Source organism: Mangrovimonas sp. DI 80 (assembly GCF_001975575.1).
In the GTDB taxonomy this organism is placed as follows: domain Bacteria; phylum Bacteroidota; class Bacteroidia; order Flavobacteriales; family Flavobacteriaceae; genus Mangrovimonas_A; species Mangrovimonas_A xylaniphaga.
In genome coordinates this window covers 63,961-81,267 of the sequence record NZ_MSDT01000004.1, presented here as the reverse complement: position 1 = coordinate 81,267, position 17,307 = coordinate 63,961, and the positions used below count along the sequence as shown (strand labels likewise).

The 17,307-nt window shown below is 38.9% G+C and carries 16 protein-coding genes; 8 read left to right on the top strand and 8 right to left on the bottom strand.

All coding sequences use genetic code 11. The features are described 5' to 3' along the window. Nucleotides 1-55: 55 nt before the first annotated feature. Nucleotides 56-1,006 carry a GSCFA domain-containing protein gene (locus BKM32_RS08130; RefSeq protein ID WP_076663381.1) on the bottom strand — a complete coding sequence of 317 codons (951 nt, stop codon included), beginning with the start codon at nt 1,004-1,006 and terminating at the stop codon, nt 56-58. Between the two features lie 4 nt (nt 1,007-1,010). Then, the gene (gene alaS, locus BKM32_RS08125) at nt 1,011-3,623 is read right to left on the bottom strand and encodes an alanine--tRNA ligase (RefSeq protein WP_076663380.1); all 2,613 of its coding nucleotides are present in this window, start codon (nt 3,621-3,623) and stop codon (nt 1,011-1,013) included. Between the two features lie 231 nt (nt 3,624-3,854). Between alaS and BKM32_RS08120 the strand changes: the two genes are divergently transcribed. The 5 genes from BKM32_RS08120 to BKM32_RS08100 are packed head-to-tail and all read left to right on the top strand — an operon-like array spanning nt 3,855 to nt 7,050. Continuing rightward, nucleotides 3,855-4,826: a M23 family metallopeptidase gene (locus BKM32_RS08120; RefSeq protein WP_053977375.1), complete on the top strand. Its 972-nt coding sequence runs from the start codon at nt 3,855-3,857 to the stop codon at nt 4,824-4,826. Between the two features lie 6 nt (nt 4,827-4,832). Continuing rightward, nucleotides 4,833-5,162 carry a MerR family transcriptional regulator gene (locus BKM32_RS08115; protein ID WP_053977374.1) on the top strand — a complete coding sequence of 110 codons (330 nt, stop codon included), beginning with the start codon at nt 4,833-4,835 and terminating at the stop codon, nt 5,160-5,162. An 11-nt stretch (nt 5,163-5,173) separates the two neighbouring features. Next, nucleotides 5,174-5,773 (top strand): LemA family protein, encoded by a 600-nt coding sequence (locus tag BKM32_RS08110; RefSeq protein ID WP_053977373.1) that lies wholly within the window; start codon nt 5,174-5,176, stop codon nt 5,771-5,773. 6 nt (nt 5,774-5,779) lie between these two features. Continuing rightward, complete coding sequence (locus BKM32_RS08105; protein ID WP_076663379.1) at nt 5,780-6,220, top strand: TPM domain-containing protein; 441 nt, start codon at nt 5,780-5,782, stop codon at nt 6,218-6,220. Next, nucleotides 6,217-7,050, top strand: a complete 834-nt coding sequence (locus tag BKM32_RS08100) for a YgcG family protein (protein ID WP_371328833.1) — start codon at nt 6,217-6,219, stop codon at nt 7,048-7,050. The genes BKM32_RS08105 and BKM32_RS08100 overlap by 4 nt, the downstream gene beginning before the upstream one ends. A gap of 81 nt (nt 7,051-7,131) precedes the next feature. Here the strand turns inward: BKM32_RS08100 and BKM32_RS08095 are convergent, their stop codons facing one another. The 5 genes from BKM32_RS08095 to era all read right to left on the bottom strand — a co-directional run bounded on the left by BKM32_RS08095 (nt 7,132) and on the right by era (nt 13,082). Continuing rightward, a complete protein-coding gene (locus BKM32_RS08095; protein WP_076663378.1) occupies nt 7,132-9,894 on the bottom strand; it encodes an outer membrane beta-barrel protein in 2,763 nt (920 codons plus the stop codon). Nucleotides 9,895-9,991: 97 nt separating this feature from the next. After that, nucleotides 9,992-10,192 carry a helix-turn-helix transcriptional regulator gene (locus BKM32_RS08090; RefSeq protein WP_053977371.1) on the bottom strand — a complete coding sequence of 67 codons (201 nt, stop codon included), beginning with the start codon at nt 10,190-10,192 and terminating at the stop codon, nt 9,992-9,994. Continuing rightward, entirely contained in the window at nt 10,182-10,655 is a 474-nt protein-coding gene (locus BKM32_RS08085) for a hypothetical protein (protein ID WP_053991728.1), read from the bottom strand. Before BKM32_RS08085 ends, BKM32_RS08090 begins: the two co-directional genes overlap by 11 nt. A 130-nt stretch (nt 10,656-10,785) precedes the next feature. Beyond that, the gene (gene der / locus BKM32_RS08080) at nt 10,786-12,093 is read right to left on the bottom strand and encodes a ribosome biogenesis GTPase Der (protein ID WP_076663377.1); all 1,308 of its coding nucleotides are present in this window, start codon (nt 12,091-12,093) and stop codon (nt 10,786-10,788) included. A 107-nt stretch (nt 12,094-12,200) separates the two neighbouring features. Next, nucleotides 12,201-13,082 carry a GTPase Era gene (gene era / locus BKM32_RS08075; RefSeq protein ID WP_053977368.1) on the bottom strand — a complete coding sequence of 294 codons (882 nt, stop codon included), beginning with the start codon at nt 13,080-13,082 and terminating at the stop codon, nt 12,201-12,203. On the opposite strand from era, the gene BKM32_RS08070 reads away from it, so the two are divergent. Both BKM32_RS08070 and hutF read left to right on the top strand, forming a co-directional pair. Further along, complete coding sequence (locus BKM32_RS08070; protein WP_253187435.1) at nt 13,077-13,985, top strand: N-formylglutamate amidohydrolase; 909 nt, start codon at nt 13,077-13,079, stop codon at nt 13,983-13,985. The genes era and BKM32_RS08070 overlap by 6 nt on opposite strands. Further along, entirely contained in the window at nt 13,985-15,361 is a 1,377-nt protein-coding gene (gene hutF, locus BKM32_RS08065; protein WP_076663376.1) for a formimidoylglutamate deiminase, read from the top strand. The genes BKM32_RS08070 and hutF overlap by 1 nt, the downstream gene beginning before the upstream one ends. Nucleotides 15,362-15,433: 72 nt before the next feature. Here hutF and BKM32_RS08060 read toward each other — a convergent pair whose 3' ends face one another. Beyond that, the gene (locus BKM32_RS08060) at nt 15,434-16,621 is read right to left on the bottom strand and encodes a hypothetical protein (RefSeq protein ID WP_076663375.1); all 1,188 of its coding nucleotides are present in this window, start codon (nt 16,619-16,621) and stop codon (nt 15,434-15,436) included. A gap of 115 nt (nt 16,622-16,736) precedes the next feature. On the opposite strand from BKM32_RS08060, the gene BKM32_RS08055 reads away from it, so the two are divergent. Then, nucleotides 16,737-17,285 carry a dihydrofolate reductase family protein gene (locus tag BKM32_RS08055; RefSeq protein WP_076663374.1) on the top strand — a complete coding sequence of 183 codons (549 nt, stop codon included), beginning with the start codon at nt 16,737-16,739 and terminating at the stop codon, nt 17,283-17,285. Nucleotides 17,286-17,307 lie beyond the last annotated feature (22 nt).

Here is a 17,307-nt window from a genome sequence, read left to right as displayed (position 1 = left end):
AAGCCCGAGGGATGATTGACTCGGGCTTTTTTTATTATGTGTTTTTCAAAACCATTTAAAATTCCATGAAAGGATACTGAGCCACAAGTTCTTCCTTTTTTTCTTTAAGAACCTTTAAAAAGCCTTGATGTGCTTCTGAATTTGGATTGAAAGGCCGGTGCAACATTCCTTTTTGAACCGTATCTACAATCTTCATTATAGGCTTCGTACTACCATGGAACCACACCTTCTTAAACCGCTCCCACACATAGTTGATGGCTGTAGGATTAGGATGCACCATATCTTCTGCATAAAAACGGTAATCGCGCAATTCATCCATCAAAATTTCATATGAAGGAAAATAGCAGGTTTGCTGTCTGGGTTCCACAACTTGATGCACCGCACTTATCAAATGCGCCTTACTTTGAGTATTTTCTACAAAGCCATCCTTTAAATGTCTTACAGGGGACACTGTAAAGATAACAGATACTTCAGGATTCACACTTTTAGCCAAAGCCACCATTGCCTGTAAGGATTCAGCAATAGCATCTATTGCCAATAATTCTTTACTAAATTTCTTTTGAGGTACCTTATGGCAATTGACTACTACTTCATCACTTTCTATCAAGCGGTATATCCAAGCGGTGCCGAGGGTAATGACAATATGAGATGACGTTTCAAGAGCTTGTTTGGTTTGTTGAATGCTCTGGTTAAGATTCTGTAACAAATCGTCCTTTGAAGATGCACTTAATTTGGAATGTGCTCCATAACAATGCCATTGCTCATTATGAAAAAACACATCTTCTTCTGTGTATTCTTTGTCATTAATAGCGTTGAGCAGCAAACTTTCAATTGCAAAAGGATGGAACAGAATTCCAAAAGGATTTAAGGTATTCTGGAATTTATAATACGCTAACTTCTCCCCGATATTTTCAACAAAACAAGACCCCAACAGAATCAATCTAGAGTTGTAATCTATCAGATTGTGCTGTTGGGGTTTTAAAGGTATTTCTGTTTGTAGTTTCATATATCTAGTTCAGGTACTCCGCGGCAGCTTCCAAAGCTGCTGCAATACCATCAGGATTCTTTCCTCCCGCAGTAGCAAAAAATGGTTGTCCACCACCACCACCTTGGATGTGCTTTCCAAGTTCTCTAACAATTTGGCCTGCGTTTAAGCCTTTATCAGCAACGATTTCCTTGGAAATATAGCAAGACAATAAGGCTTTACCCTCCTGTTTTGTTGCAAACAATAGGAACAAATTATCAAATTGCCCACCTAATTCAAAAGACACGTCCTTAATTCCGGCTGCATCCAAATCAACTTCCTTAGCCAGAAACTGAATACCATTCACCTCTTTAAGTTCATTAATCAAATCTCCTTTTAGGTTCTTGGCCTTATCTTTTAATAATTGCTCAATCTGTTTTTTAAGCGCTGTATTTTCTTCCAATAAACCTTCCACAGCTTTCACCGTTGACTTCGGATTTTTAAGTGTTTGCTTTAAGGCGTCAAAATCCTTATCCACATCCACAAAATAGTTTTTCACCGCTACATTGGTAATCGCCTCAATACGACGTACACCTGCCGCTACGGCACTTTCCGAATTAATTTTGAAATACCATATATCACCCGTTTGCGCTACGTGTGTACCACCACAAAGCTCCATAGATTTCCCAAAACGAATGGCACGTACAGCATCACCATACTTTTCACCAAATAAGGCAATAGCCCCTTCATCGATAGCCTGCTGCATTGGAATGTTTCGTTTTTCTTCTAACTTAAGATTCTCCTGAATACGCGCATTTACAAATTCTTCAATAGCATCCAACTGCTCTCTGTCTACCTTTGCAAAATGCGAAAAGTCGAATCGTAAATATTTTGGGCTTACCAAAGACCCTTTTTGCTCTACATGAGTTCCCAACACAGTACGCAATGCTTGGTGCAACAAGTGAGTTGCTGTGTGATTGGAAGCAGATAGCTGTCTCAATTCTGCATCTACAACCGCTTTGAAAGTCGCATCTAAATGCTTAGGAAGTGTCTTTGCGTAATGGATAATTAAACTATTTTCCTTTTTGGTATCGGTTACGTAAATAACATCACCATTAGGAGTTTCAATATATCCTTGATCTCCAACTTGACCTCCTCCTTCTGGATAAAACGGCGTCATATTGAATACCAATTGGTATTGCTCTCCATCTTTTTTGGTAGTAACTTTTCTATAACGCGTCAATCTTACATCAGCACTCAGCGTATCATATCCAATGAACTCCTCAGCTTCGTCTTCCAATAAAATCACCCAATCTGAAGCCTCTACTGTAGAAGCGGCTCTGGAACGACTTTTTTGTTTTTCCATTTCGGTGGCAAAACCAGCCTCATCAATGCTATATCCCTTTTCACGGGCAATCAATTGGGTTAAATCCAATGGAAATCCAAAGGTATCATACAATTCAAAAGCTTTGGCACCTGACACCACATCTCCTTTAGTTTCTTCTACAACCTTATCCAACAACAACAAGCCTTGCTCCAAAGTTCTTAAGAAAGATTGCTCTTCCTCACGAATCACGTTGTAAACCAGTTGTTTTTGAGCCTTAATTTCTGGGAAAGCCTCTCCCATTTGATGGCTCAACGTTTCGGCCAATTTATATATAAATGGTTCTTTCTGCTCCAAGAAGGTGAATCCGTAACGGATAGCACGACGTAAAATTCTTCTAATTACATACCCTGCTCCTGTATTGCTTGGCAACTGTCCATCAGCAATAGAAAAGGCCACGGCTCTCACGTGATCGGCAATCACACGAATAGCAACATCTATCTTTTCATCTTTACCATAAGCTTTATCTGTAACCGTTTCAATCTCTCTTATTATTGGAGTGAACACATCAGTATCGTAATTGGACTGTACGTTTTGCAATACCATACACAAACGCTCAAAGCCCATTCCCGTATCAATATGCTTGTTCGGCAAGTTTTCCAAGCTTCCGTTGGCTTTACGGTTGTATTGCATAAATACCAAGTTCCAGATTTCCACCACTTGTGGGTGATCCATATTCACCAAGTCTCTTCCTGACACTTTTGCTTTCTCTTCTGCAGAACGAATATCAACATGGATTTCACTACAAGGTCCGCATGGTCCTTGATCTCCCATTTCCCAGAAATTATCCTTTTTATTCCCCATTAAAATGCGGTCTTCAGGAACAATGGCTTTCCAGAAATCGTAAGCTTCCTGGTCCATAGGCAAATTGTCGTCCTCGCTTCCTTCAAAAACGGTTACATACAAGATATCCTTATCAACCCCGAATTCCTCTGTAAGCAGTTCCCAAGCCCAAGCAATGGCTTCTTTCTTGAAATAATCTCCAAAACTCCAGTTCCCCAACATTTCAAATAAGGTGTGGTGATACGTATCATATCCTACCTCTTCCAAATCGTTGTGTTTACCGGATACTCGTAAACATTTTTGCGAATCGGCTATACGGGACTCCTTCACTTTGGCATTTCCCAAAAAGTATTCCTTAAAAGGCACCATTCCGGCATTGACAAACATCAAGGTAGGGTCATCCTTTAAAACCATGGGAGCAGAGGGCACGATGGCATGCTGTTTATTTTCGAAAAAACTTAAAAACTTCGAACGGATATCTTGAGATTTCATGTATGTAAATTGATAATCTAAATTCTTAAACTTGATCAAGACTTCAAAAATGCCTTGACACTACTTGCAAATATATTGTTAAATTAAGGCCCTGAGACTCACCGTCTGAAAATATTCGCAATTGTTTTTATAATTTTACAATGGAAATATTTTTGTAGGTTTGTTCGTTCCTTAATAAAAATGCTCCATGAAGGGGCATTTTTCAACTGCAAAAATACTATAAATTGCGACATGAGTAAGGTAAAATATTATTACGATCCAGAAACCCTTTCGTACCGTAAGATAGAGCGCAAAAAACGCACCACCTTTAAGTACGCCCTTGTGTTTCTTTTGGCTGCTGGCCTTTTTGGATTCATCTCAAACTTTATCGCTTCCCAATTTTTTCAATCGCCAAAGGAACGTGCGCTTACCCGCGAATTGCAAAATATGCAGTTACAATTTCAGCTCCTGAACAAAAAAATGGACGAAACCGAAAAGGTACTTGCCAATGTTGAAGAGCGCGACAATACTATTTACCGCTTATATTTTGAAGCTAACCCAATCCCAGACGAACAGCGCAAAGCAGGTTTTGGAGGAGTCAACCGCTATAAAGGCCTTGAGGGTTTTGACAATTCCAAGTTGATAAAAGAAACCAGTCAACGCATGGATATGCTTCAAAAGCGGATCGTGGTACAATCAAAGTCTTTGGATGAAATTGCCGAATTGGCGGCCGATAAAGAAAAGCTTTTAGCTTCTATTCCTGCCATACAACCTATCAACAATTCCGATTTAACCCGAATGGCCTCAGGTTACGGTTATCGTACCGATCCTTTTACCAAAGTGCGTAAGTTCCACTTTGGGATGGACTTTACAGCTCCTAGAGGAACTCCTATTTATGCTGCGGGAGATGGCGTTGTAATACGTGCAGATAACCGCTCAACTGGATATGGAAACCATATTAGAATAGATCACGGCTATGGCTATGTAAGCCTATATGCCCACCTTTACAAATACAACGTTCGCAAAAACCAAAAGGTAAAACGTGGTGATTTGATAGGATTTGTGGGAAGTACCGGAAGGTCTGAAGCGCCCCACCTACATTATGAAGTGTTTAAGGATGATGACCGTATCAACCCGATCAACTTCTATTATGGTAACTTGTCTGCAGAAGAATACAACAAACTTCTGGAGAAAGCCTCTTTGGAAAACCAATCTTTAGATTAATATATTATGCATATCAATCTTCCTGAAAAGCGCTACTACAGTATAGGTGAAGTCGCCAAAGCTTTCAATGTAAATGCCTCTTTAATTAGATTTTGGGAAAAGGAATTCGATGTTATTAAGCCTAAAAAGAATGCCAAGGGCAACCGTAAATTCACCCCTGAAGACATCAATAACCTCAAGTTTATCTACCATTTGGTGAAAGAACGCGGCTTTACATTGGAAGGCGCCAAGACCCATTTAAAAGAAGAACGTCAAAAATCCCTGAGTACCTTTGAAATAATTAGTAAATTAGAGGGCATCAAAGCCCAACTAATAAAAATCAAGAATCAACTTTAAAACACACTATTATGAAAAAGTGGCTTATTCCGGTAATTATTATAGCCGTAATTGGTTTTGGCCTTTACAATTGGGCAGTAGGATTTAACAATACTGCCATACAGCTTAACGAAAATGTAGCTGAAGCCTGGGGAAATGTACAAACAGCCTATCAACGTCGAAATGACCTTATAGGCAATTTGGTAAAAACAGTACAGGGGGCTGCCGATTTTGAACGAGGAACCCTCACAGATGTTATTGAGGCACGTGCCAAGGCAACCTCAACAACCATTGACCCTACCAACATTACACCTGAGCAACTGGAGCAATTCAATGCCGCCCAAGGAGGTTTGAGCAGTGCACTTTCACGCTTATTGGTGGCGGTTGAACGCTATCCAGACTTGAAAGCCAACCAAAACTTCCTGAAGTTACAGGACGAATTGGCCAGTACTGAAAACACCATTCAAACGGCAAGGACACGCTATAATGAAGCCATTAAGCCTTATAACAACCACGTAAAGAAATTCCCAAATTCCATCTTGGCTGGTTGGTTTAACTTTGAAGGCAAGCCATACTTTGACGCCGAACCAGGTGCTGAAAAGCCAGTGGATGTAGAATTCGACTTTAAATAAATCGCTATGTCCAATATTGAAGATTTCCTTAGTGCTGAAGAGGAACAGGAAATTATTGAGGCCATTAGAACGGCTGAAGACCATACCTCGGGCGAAATCCGTGTGCATATAGAACGTAGTTCAAAGGACGAAACACCTTTCGAACGCGCCAAGGAAGTCTTTCACCTTCTAAAAATGGACAACACCAAACTAAGCAACGGGGTACTTCTGTATGTTGCTGTAGACGACCATAACTTCGTTATTTGTGGTGATAAAGGCATTGATGCCGTAGTGCCCGAAAATTTTTGGGACACTACACGAGACGCCATACAATCCAGATTTAAAGAAGGTAATTTTAAACAAGGGATTATAGATGGCATCTTAAAAGCCGGCCACGAACTGAAAGTACACTTTCCGGTTGAGGACGATGATATTAACGAATTACCTAACGAAATATCCCGAGGATAGTGCAGCTTATCAAAATCAAACATATCAGCCTTGGCCTATTATTGAGTGTATTTTGTGCTTTAACAACCTTCGCTCAATTCGATATTCCCCCTAAACCAGAGTTCCAAACCAGCGTGTATGATTATGTCGATCTTTTGACTCCCAATCAAAAAAGCAACCTAGAACGTAAACTCGTCAAATATTCTGACACCACATCCACCCAAATTGTAGTAGCTATTATTGCTACTACCAAAGGTGAAAACATCGGGCTACTTGCTCCTAGATGGGGGCATGAATGGGGTATTGGACAAGCGAAGGAGGACAATGGAGTGTTTATCCTGTTGGCACGTGACGATCGTAAAATTTGGATTTCACCAGGCTACGGTGTTGAGCCTATGCTTACTGCTGGAGTTGTTGGAGAAATCACGAGAAACATCATTATACCTGAATTCAAAAAAGGAGATTATTATAGTGGTCTTGACAAAGGTAGTGACGCTATTTTTATGGCCTTAAATGGAGAATTTAAAGGTACTCGTCAACAGGATATGGGTGAAGAAATTCCCTTTGGCTTTATCCTTTTCATGCTTCTTATTTTTATCATTTTCTTGATTGCTATCTCAAAAAACAGACGCGGAGGCGGAGGCTCTGGACGTGGTCCAGGCAACCGTGGCGGCTTTGACATTTGGGATGCCATTATCTTGAGTCAAATGGGCCGTGGCAATTACCGTGGCGGTGGTGGCTTTGGTTCTGGAGGAGGTTTTGGTGGTGGCGGCTTCGGAGGCGGCGGTGGCTTTGGCGGCGGTTTTGGAGGAGGAGGCTTCTCCGGAGGTGGTGCTGGAGGCAGCTGGTAGTTTTCCAATTATAAAAACATTTTTACTATAAATAAAATAAGCAGCCAAAAGGCTGCTTATTTGTTATAAAAGTTGTTTCTCTTAAAATCCTCCAAAATCATCTATCTCCCCTTTTTTTCCTAGACTATTAAACTTCCAACTAAAACTCAGCATAAAATATTGCTGCAGCACACTACTCTGCTTGTCCTGAATATAGTTCTCGGTTGCCGTACGTTGGGCATTGGTATTCTGATTGAGTAAATCATAGGCTTTTAAAGTAATTGTTGTTCCTTGATCCTTTAATACAGAATAGGCCAACGTTGAATTCCAGAACCAAGCACTTTTTTGAAATCCGCTAGACACATTGGGATTATAGCTGTATTTTATATCATTACGCCATTCAAATTTTTTCGGCAAAAAGGTAGCGGTTCTAATTCCCAAATCATGCCTGATAAACTCTTGATCATCGAAAACCTCAAGATTGTAAGTGCTCTTGTTAAAAGACACCCTATAATTGGGCTCTAGTTCCATAATGTCAGTCCATGTAAATGCAATTCCTCCATAAGGACCAATTGCTCTATTTTTTGAAGCGTATTGCTGATCATTATTAAAGTTAACCGCTCTTGAAATACTCGTATTTGTACCTACTCTAAGTCTCAATGTTTTTAAACTATCCATTTTAATAGTTTTAGTATAACTAGCATTTACATAAATACTATGATTACCATCTACATTTTCATAGGTAGTATACCGCACCAAATCTTCATCGATTACAGACCTTGAAACCACTTGATTTTCGGTAATATTAACACTTGCATATCCCCAAAAACCTGTTTTCTTTTGAAAGTCAAAACTGTTGAAACCTCCGTAAAAAGAATGCCTGTTAGCAGGCTCCAAATTTGGATTCCCTGTCACGATATTCAGAGGGTCTGATACATCTTGAAATGGAGACATCTGACTGATTTGTGGCGGTTGATTACTTAAATTATACCCTGAATACATTGAAGTTTTAGGACTGAACCTATGACTAATATGGCTATTCAATTCTAAGGCCTCAAAGTTTTGCTTTAAGCTCATTTCAGGTCTCAATTCATCACGGTTTTCCAAAGTCCTGAACACATATCCTACTTCCATACCCAAAGACAACTTTTCCTTTTTGTACGATAGTCCCAATGACGGTGTATTTCGTTTATTGGTATAATTAAAATTGGTACTTAGGTCCTCATTAAAACTTGTGTAATCTTGAGCGGCATCGTCGAAATCAAAGGTACTTCTTATGCTCTCTCTTGTTTCGGTTCTGGTGCCATATTCAAAATCCAAAAACAATGTTTTGGCAATAAGCGGTAATCTATAAGTGATTCTAGCAAAAAGGCTTTCCAAATTTTGTTTCCCGTCAGAATACTGATCCCTATCAATGTTTTGAGTATCATCCTCAAACATAGTTTGCGAATTGGCGAATTCATCTGTTTCGGTACTATTAAATTCTGTATTCAAATCAAATTTCAAAAACGCCCCTTTAGTCCCAAAACGTTTGGTCACATTAAAATCGTTACTAAAATTTCTTCCAAAGGTTTCCACAAAAGAGGACGAATTTGAAGCATTGGTTAAGGCTCCAAACTCATCAAAAGATGATTCTTCTTTGGCATAGGTTGTCTGGGATTTCAACAACTTAAAAGAAGGCCTAATATTGATTAAAAATGTAGAATCAACCTCAATATCAAACTCTAAATTTGAACTATGGTTATCAATATTGGAATTGGAATTTACATAGGACTCCGTAAAGTACCTTCTATCTGGAAGAATATTTTCCCGCTTGGTAACAATTTCATTTTCTGAATTGCTGCTCGACAGAAAATAATCGGCAGACACATCGATTCCCTTGGCCAATTCGTCCGCAAAATTAACCCCAACATTATTGGACACCGTAATACCTTCTCCCCCTCCAAAATTTCGGCCATTAAATACAAAAGACCCATTGCCGGTGCCATAAAAGCTACCACCGCCAAACATTTTTTGGATTTCCCCAAAACTAAAACCTGGTGAATTGATATTGTTCCCTCCTGCAAGTACGCTAATGCGTTGGTCATTATCAAAGACATTTACAATGCCGGCAAATTCATAACGTTTATCAGTACCTCCTCCTGCGGCTACTCGACCAAAAACCCCTTTATTATTTTCTTCTTTGATGGTTAAATTAATGGTTTTGTTTTCTGTATCTCCTTCCTCTCCCGCAAAAGCTTCCGATTTGGTTTTAGTATCTACAATTTGGATTTTCTCAATGATTTCTTTCGTTAAGCTTCGGGTGGTAATGGTAGGATCATCCCCAAAGAAAGGCTTTCCGTTTACCAAAATTTTGTTCACTTCCTTTCCATTTACCTTAATCTTCCCGTTCTCATCCACTTCTACTCCCGGAAGTTCTTTTAACAAATCCTCTACGGTAGCATCTTTTTTGGTTTTAAAGGACTTGACGTTAAACTCCAAGGTATCCTTTTTAATGGTGATTGGCGCCCGAGAGGTAATAACCACCTCTTGCAAAGCATTGGCGGATTCCATAGCGATTTCACCTAAATTAATTGGAGATTTGGAAAGGTCAATTTTAGTCTTGTACTCTTGAAGTCCAACATATGAAATCACCAAATTAAGGTGAGTTTCATAGGTTTTTTCCTGAATTTCAAAATGTCCATTTTTATCCGAAATCGTGTAGGTTACCAAGGTAGAATCCTGAATACGTTCCAAATACACCGTAGCAGCTTCCAGAGGACTTTTATCATCCTTAGAAACGATTGTTCCTGAGATTTGTAATGAATTTTGGGAATAGCAAATTACAGCACTTAGCAGTGCCATGACACATAGCAATTGTTTCATTGATTGGTTTTTGATTGATGATTAGTTGATTTGTTAAAGAAACGAATACCTACTTAATTTCGTATGTATTTTCTTATTTTTTTAACAAATCAAAATACTATTCACCTTCTTCCAAAAAGAACAATTCCTCAAAAGGTACTTTAAACAGTTTTGCAATTTTAAGGGCCAATACCGCTGAAGGCACATATTTACTTTGCTCTATGGCATTAATAGATTGCCTGCTCACACCTATGGCTCTAGCCAAATCGGATTGGGTCATGTTATGTCTTGCTCGTTCTACTTTGATGTTATTCTTCATAATCCACCGATTTATGCTTCAGGAAATTAAAGCGAACAATAAAAAAGATTAGCGGTGTAAACATATTGAACACCAGCACGTGAAAGAAAGTAAAATTGTAGACAAACAATATTGCAAAAATCAAGATGACGAAATTAAAAACAACAGCCCATACCAAAGATTCACTTCGCAATTTATAGATGAATTCATCCTCAATCGTTTCTCTTGAAAAGCCCACAAACAAGCCTCCGACAATAATCATTAATGCCGCCAATTCATCGACAATACTATTATCAACCAATTTAAAAAAGCCTTTAGTCTCATTGAGAATAGAATCCTCATTGTAGATAGAAAGAACTTTGACCGTTAATAGATTTGATTCATATCCAAACCACAATAACACACCCCCGATAATAAGGCCGACAATTAACAGGATCCAGCCTATGGTTTTAAACCGATGAGGCAATAAATAATTTGCTTCCATGACTTAATTATTTAAAATTACATCATAAATGTAAATTATTTTTATCAAAAAGTAAAATATAACTGACATTAAGTCCAAAATAATTTACACCTTAATTCGGTGTAAATTAATCTATAACGCTAAAAACTTGTTATTTTTTACGCATGTAAACCGTTACCGGCACCCCATGAAAATCGAAATGCTCACGCAGCTGATTTTCCAAAAAGCGTTTGTAAGGAGGCTTTACATATTGTGGCAAGTTACAGAAAAATGCAAATTGCGGTTGCGGCGTTGGCAACTGCATGATATATTTAATCTTTACATATTTTCCTTTGTAAGCAGGCGGTGGTGTATGCTCTATAATTGGCAACAACACTTCATTCAGCTTACTGGTTTTGATTTTTTTGGAACGGTTGTTATAAACCTCAACCGCCGTTTCAATGGCTTTAAAAATACGTTGTTTGTTCAAAACAGAAATGAACACAATTGGCACATCAGTAAAAGGTTCTATTTCCTTTCTGATAACACGCTCAAATTCTTTTACTGTTTTGGTGTCCTTTTCAACCAAATCCCACTTGTTCACCAAGATCACGATTCCTTTACGGTTGCGTTCTGCCAACCAAAAGATATTTTGTACTTGGCCGTCAAATCCTCTTGTAGCATCCAATACCAACAAACACACATCGCAATGCTCAATAGCACGAATACTTCGCATTACCGAATAAAATTCCAAATCTTCCTTAACCTTGGATTTTCTTCTAATACCAGCGGTATCCACCAAGTTAAATTCAAAACCAAAACGGTTGTATTTGGTATCGATGGCATCTCTGGTAGTTCCAGCAATATCGGTTACGATATAACGATCCTCGCCTATCAAAGCATTAATAAACGACGACTTTCCTGCATTTGGTCTTCCAACCACAGCAAAACGCGGCAACTCATCTTCCTCTACCACTTCTTCCTTTTCAGGAAGCGCTGCTACAACAGCATCCAACAAATCACCAGTTCCGCTACCGTTGATACTGGCAATAGTATAATAGTCGCCTAAACCTAGGGCATAAAATTCAACAGCATCTTCGGCGCGCTTGTTATTATCAACTTTATTTACGGCTAAAAACACAGGCTTGTCCACACGACGCAACAAATTGGCCACGTCTTCATCCATCCCCGTAATTCCAGATTCCACATCAACCATGAAAATGATAGCATCAGCCTCATCAATGGCCAATTCTACCTGTCTGTCAATTTCAGCTTCAAAAATATCATCACTCCCTACAACGTAACCACCAGTATCGATTAGCGAAAACTCTCTACCGTTCCAATCTGTTTTTCCATAATGCCTATCTCTTGTTACCCCACTTACGGCATCAACAATAGCTTCTCTACGCTGAATCAGACGATTAAAAAACGTTGATTTTCCAACATTTGGACGTCCTACTATGGCTACTATATTACTCATTTGTAAAAATTTAAGTTTGCAAAGATACTATTAAATTAACAGTTTTTGCTATGATATTTTGTAGGTTTTTAAAACTATAAAAAAAAGCACCCTAAAGTGCTGTTTATTTATTTCTGATTATATCCAAAACGCTTGAGCTGCTTTTGGTTAGTCCTCCAGTTCTTATTCACTTTTACATACAATTCAAGATGTACCTGCTTCCCGAAAAACTTCTCCAAATCCTTTCTTGCCTCTATACCCACTCGCTTAAGTGCCGATCCTTTGTGCCCAATGATAATTCCTTTTTGGGTATCGCGCTCTACCATGATTACAGAACGCATCCTGATGATATCCTCATCTTCGAAGAATTCTTCTGTATCAATTTCAACGGCATAAGGCACTTCTTTTTTATAGTGAAGTAAAATTTTCTCACGAATGGTTTCATTCACAAAGAAACGTTCCGGCTTATCAGTCAACTGATCTTTTGGATAAAACGGTGGTGATTCTGGTAACAATTCAATGATACGATCAAAGACCTCCTTCACCTGAAAACCTTCCAATGCCGAAATAGGATAGATTTCTGCATTAGGCACCTTTTCGGCCCACAATTGCACCTGCTCTTCCAACTGTCCTTGATCGGACTTATCAATTTTGTTCAGCAATAACAATACTGGAATGCTTGAGGATTGTATTTTTTTGAAAAAGGCTTCATCCTTCAATTCGCGCTCGCCAATTTCCACCATATACAAAAGCACATCGGCATCTTCGAAAGCCGACTTTACAAAATCCATCATGGATTCCTGCAGCTCATAGGCAGGTTTAATGATTCCCGGCGTGTCTGACAACACCACCTGAAAATCTTCCCCATTTACAATCCCCAAAATACGGTGTCTTGTAGTTTGTGCCTTGGAAGTGATAATTGACAATTTCTCTCCTATAAAGGCATTCATGAGGGTAGACTTCCCCACATTTGGATTTCCTATGATATTTACAAAACCTGCTTTATGCATCTTATCAATGTAATAATTATTTGGCAAAGTTACGACCTTCCACTGTTTATTTCGCCAAATTCCACCATTACTTGTATTTTTGTATCTCCAAATGACAACGATCTCATTTTTATGACACTTTATAATATTATCGAACCTAAGGTGGAACAGGTTCCTATCATCATTAGTTCGCCACACTCCGGAACATTTTTTCCAGAAGATATTGCCTCAAAATTATATCCAGAAAAAGCCAATAATCCAGATGACACCGATTGGTTTATTGACAAATTATACGACTTTGCTCCTGCCATGGGTATCACTATGATTACGGCCAACTATAGCCGTTGGGTCATTGACCTTAACAGAACACCGGAAAGCAAACCGCTTTATAATGACGGTCGCGTAATTACAGGTTTGGTAACCACCACCAATTTCAATGGAGATCCTCTATACAAAGATGAATTACCTACTCAGGAAGACATCGCCTGTAGAATTGAAAACTACTACCGTCCTTATCATCAAAAAATAGCGGATTTACTGGAAGACACGAAGCAAAAATTTGGTAAAGCCCTGTTGTTTGATGCTCATTCCATAAGAAAAGTAGTTCCTGGCATTAGAAAAGAAGCTTTCCCAGATTTGATTTTGGGAGACAATGATGAAACCTCAGCTTCCAAAACTATCATAGAAGCTACAATGAGCGCCTTGAAAACCGCCAATAAAGATTTAGAGCATAACCACCCTTTTAAAGGTGGACATATTACACGTTCCTTTGGAAACCCTGCCAATAACATTCACGCGCTTCAATTGGAAATGGCCAAGACTAACTACATGGACGACAGTGAAACCAAGTATCATGAAGAACGTGCCAATGCCACAAGAGCAACCTTAAAACTATTATTTGAAAATCTTATAAACACACTCTAATGCCCACATATATTTTTAAAGGATTATTGACCAATGATGGTTGGCTTGAAAATGCAGCTGTCACGGTTAATGACCATGGAATTATTGAATCCATTTCTTCCGAAGCTACTGCAGAAGGAGAAAACGTAAACGGTTATGCCCTACCCGGATTTCAAAACGCTCACTCCCACGCCTTTCAATATGCCATGGCTGGTTTGGCCGAGCTCCATGAAGGCACCGGAGTCCCTGACGACTTTTGGAGTTGGAGAACGGCTATGTACAATTTGGCCCTAAGCATGTCTCCTCAACATCTAGAGGATATTGCCGCGATGTTGTATGCCGAAATGGTTCGTCACGGGTATACCGCCGTCGCAGAATTTCACTATTTACACCACGACATCAATGGCATGCCTTATTCCAATTTGGCAGAACATGGTGAGCGACTTATTGCTGCGGCCGAAAGAGCAGGCATCAACATTACTTTAGTGCCAATGTTTTACCAAAAAGGAGGTTTTGGAAAACCTGCGGAAGACAAACAAAAGCGCTTTATTTCTCCAACTATTGAAGACTATTACAAACTTCTGGAAAGCTCCAACCAAGCTACCAAAACCTACAAAAATGCGTCCTTAGGAATAGGAATTCACTCCTTAAGAGCTGTAGACCCTAATGACATTATAAGTGTTTGCAAGGATTACAACAACGATTTGCCTTTTCACATTCATGTATCTGAGCAGTTGAAAGAAATTGAGGATTGCATGGCACTTCAAGGAAAACGACCTGTAGAATGGTTATTGGACAATTGCTCAATGACCGAAAATTTCCATTTGGTCCATGCTACACATTTAAACGATCGCGAAGTTGCCGGCATTGCCCAAACAAAGGCCAATGTAGTACTTTGTCCTTCCACAGAAGGTAATTTAGGAGATGGTCTTTTCAGATTCAACCATTTTAAAAATTTGAATGGTCAATGGAGTATTGGTACCGACAGCCACGTAGGATTGAATCCCTTTGAGGAACTCCGTATTTTAGACTATGGACAACGCTTAACAACCCATAAACGCAATACCTATTTCCAACCCAATTCCGGAGATAGCGGATTTAACGCTATTGAAATGGCTTGGAAAGCTGGAAAAAGAGCCATGGGAGAACATCTAGACATTTTTTTTAAAGTAGGGCAATCTTTTGATGCGGTAATTATGGATGCAAAATCACCATTAGCGGCCACGGCTTCTACAAAACACCTTTGCAATACCTTTGTGTACACGAGTGATGTATCGAATATTTTAGGAACGATCATCAATGGAAAATGGGTTGCAAAACAAGGTATTCATAACAACTTAGAAGACATATCATCTAGATTTATCAACACCATGAAGGAACTTGGCTCCAGATTATAAGTGACTACTTCTTGACCAAGAGTTGGGACTGGTTATTTGATTTAGGAAACATTAGCACGTAGACCCCCACACTCAATTCGGAAATATCAATAAAGGGTTGTTGTAATTCCAACTCTCCTTTTGAAGTACTTGCCCCATCATATCTACAATTTGGAATGTGATGGGGTAATTATTTTCCAACCCCAGGACTTCTACTTTAGACGTTCCTGGATTAGGAACAATCTCAACATTAGTTTTAACATTAGGGCTTTCCAAACCCAAAGTTGAATTTTCTAAGTAAGGAGTAAGATCCAGTGAATGTAACTGTGGATCAATTCCCAAAATGGCAACCTGCTCGTTGGTGATATAATAATTCAATCCGTTCGAAGTCGCGATGCCTTCCACCTGATGTAAAAATAAACTCAATTCCAACTTACGCTTATTACCTCCAAAAAAGTCTTCACCATTAAAATCGTATAACAGATAGAGAAAAGGCATTACCAAATCATTGTAACCCGAAAGTACAATGGTATGTTCATGGACTTCAGCACCCGTTATCATACCTTGCACATCATAGCTATCTTCCAATTGCGCCACATAAGTACCGGGTGTTTTGGGCAGTTTATAAAGTTTGGTTCTATGACTTACCCATTCCTTGGTGAACAGAAAAATAGCATCGTCATAAACAATTAAAGCCTCGCAATCGTAGTCGGTGTTATTAACTTCTTGCGAGGTAAAATCGATTTGATCTGAATAGGAAAAATTAATAAAATCCAATTGGGGAAGCTTTCGTCCCAAAGAAGCCTTTTCAATTCTAATAATTCTAAGGTCAGTGCGGTTACCATGTAGATTATTACCAAAATCACCCAAATACACATAGCTATCATCCTGAGCGATATCTTCCCAATCGATATTTTCAACAGAATTTAAAGGGACACTTGATAATAGACTTCCGTTTGTGGGATTTATTTGGTATAAATTAGAATCGGCACTATCATTATGCGTCCATAAGGAGCTCATCCAATATATCAACCCAGAGGTTTCCCTCATGGACTCATCCAATGAGACACTACTTTCAGGGATTAGAATAGTTGTATCATAAGTACAACTGCCATCATTTTGCATGGCTTCAGAATCATAATTATTAGCCAAAGGATCTGTGCAACCTGTTTGCCCGAATACCTCTCCAAACCACAAAAAAACAATTGCTAATTTAATCAACTTTTTAAATCCCATAACACACACCATCCAATCAATAATTTCAAAAGTATTGATTTTCAATATTTTAAATAACTTAAAATCTACACTTTAAAACTAAACTTGTTAACAATTGTTCTTTCCTTCAACCATTATATTCATCCAAATCCTATATCTTTCAGAAAATTAAACTTCAATAATGGACACACCTAAAAAAAACCGAGTTTATATTGCCACAAGTTTGGATGGCTACATAGCCGACAAAAACGGAGGAATAGAATGGCTAGAAAGTGTTCCGAACCCAGAGAACGACGATATGGGCTACGAAGCATTTATGGCAGAGACCGACGCTATAGTTATGGGACGTAATACCTTTGATACCGTTTGCAGCTTTGATATTCCCTGGCCCTATAAAGTCCCTGTCTTTGTAATTAGTAATACACTAGAAGCCATTCCCAAGTTATACCAAACGAATGTTCAATTGTTACGGGGTACGGTGAAAGATGCCTTAAAGCAGCTCCATGAAAAAGACATGTACAGTCTTTACATAGACGGCGGAAAACTCATTCAAAGCTTTTTAAGAGAAGATTTAATTGATGAGCTCATCATTACAACCATCCCAATTTTATTGGGAGACGGCATCCCCTTATTTTCTAGCTTGGACAAATCCTTACAATTTGAATGCCTAAGCTCCAAAAGATTTACCAATAGCCTCTCGCAAAATCATTATAAAAGGCTAAAAAATTAGGCATTAAAGATTCTCAACTAAA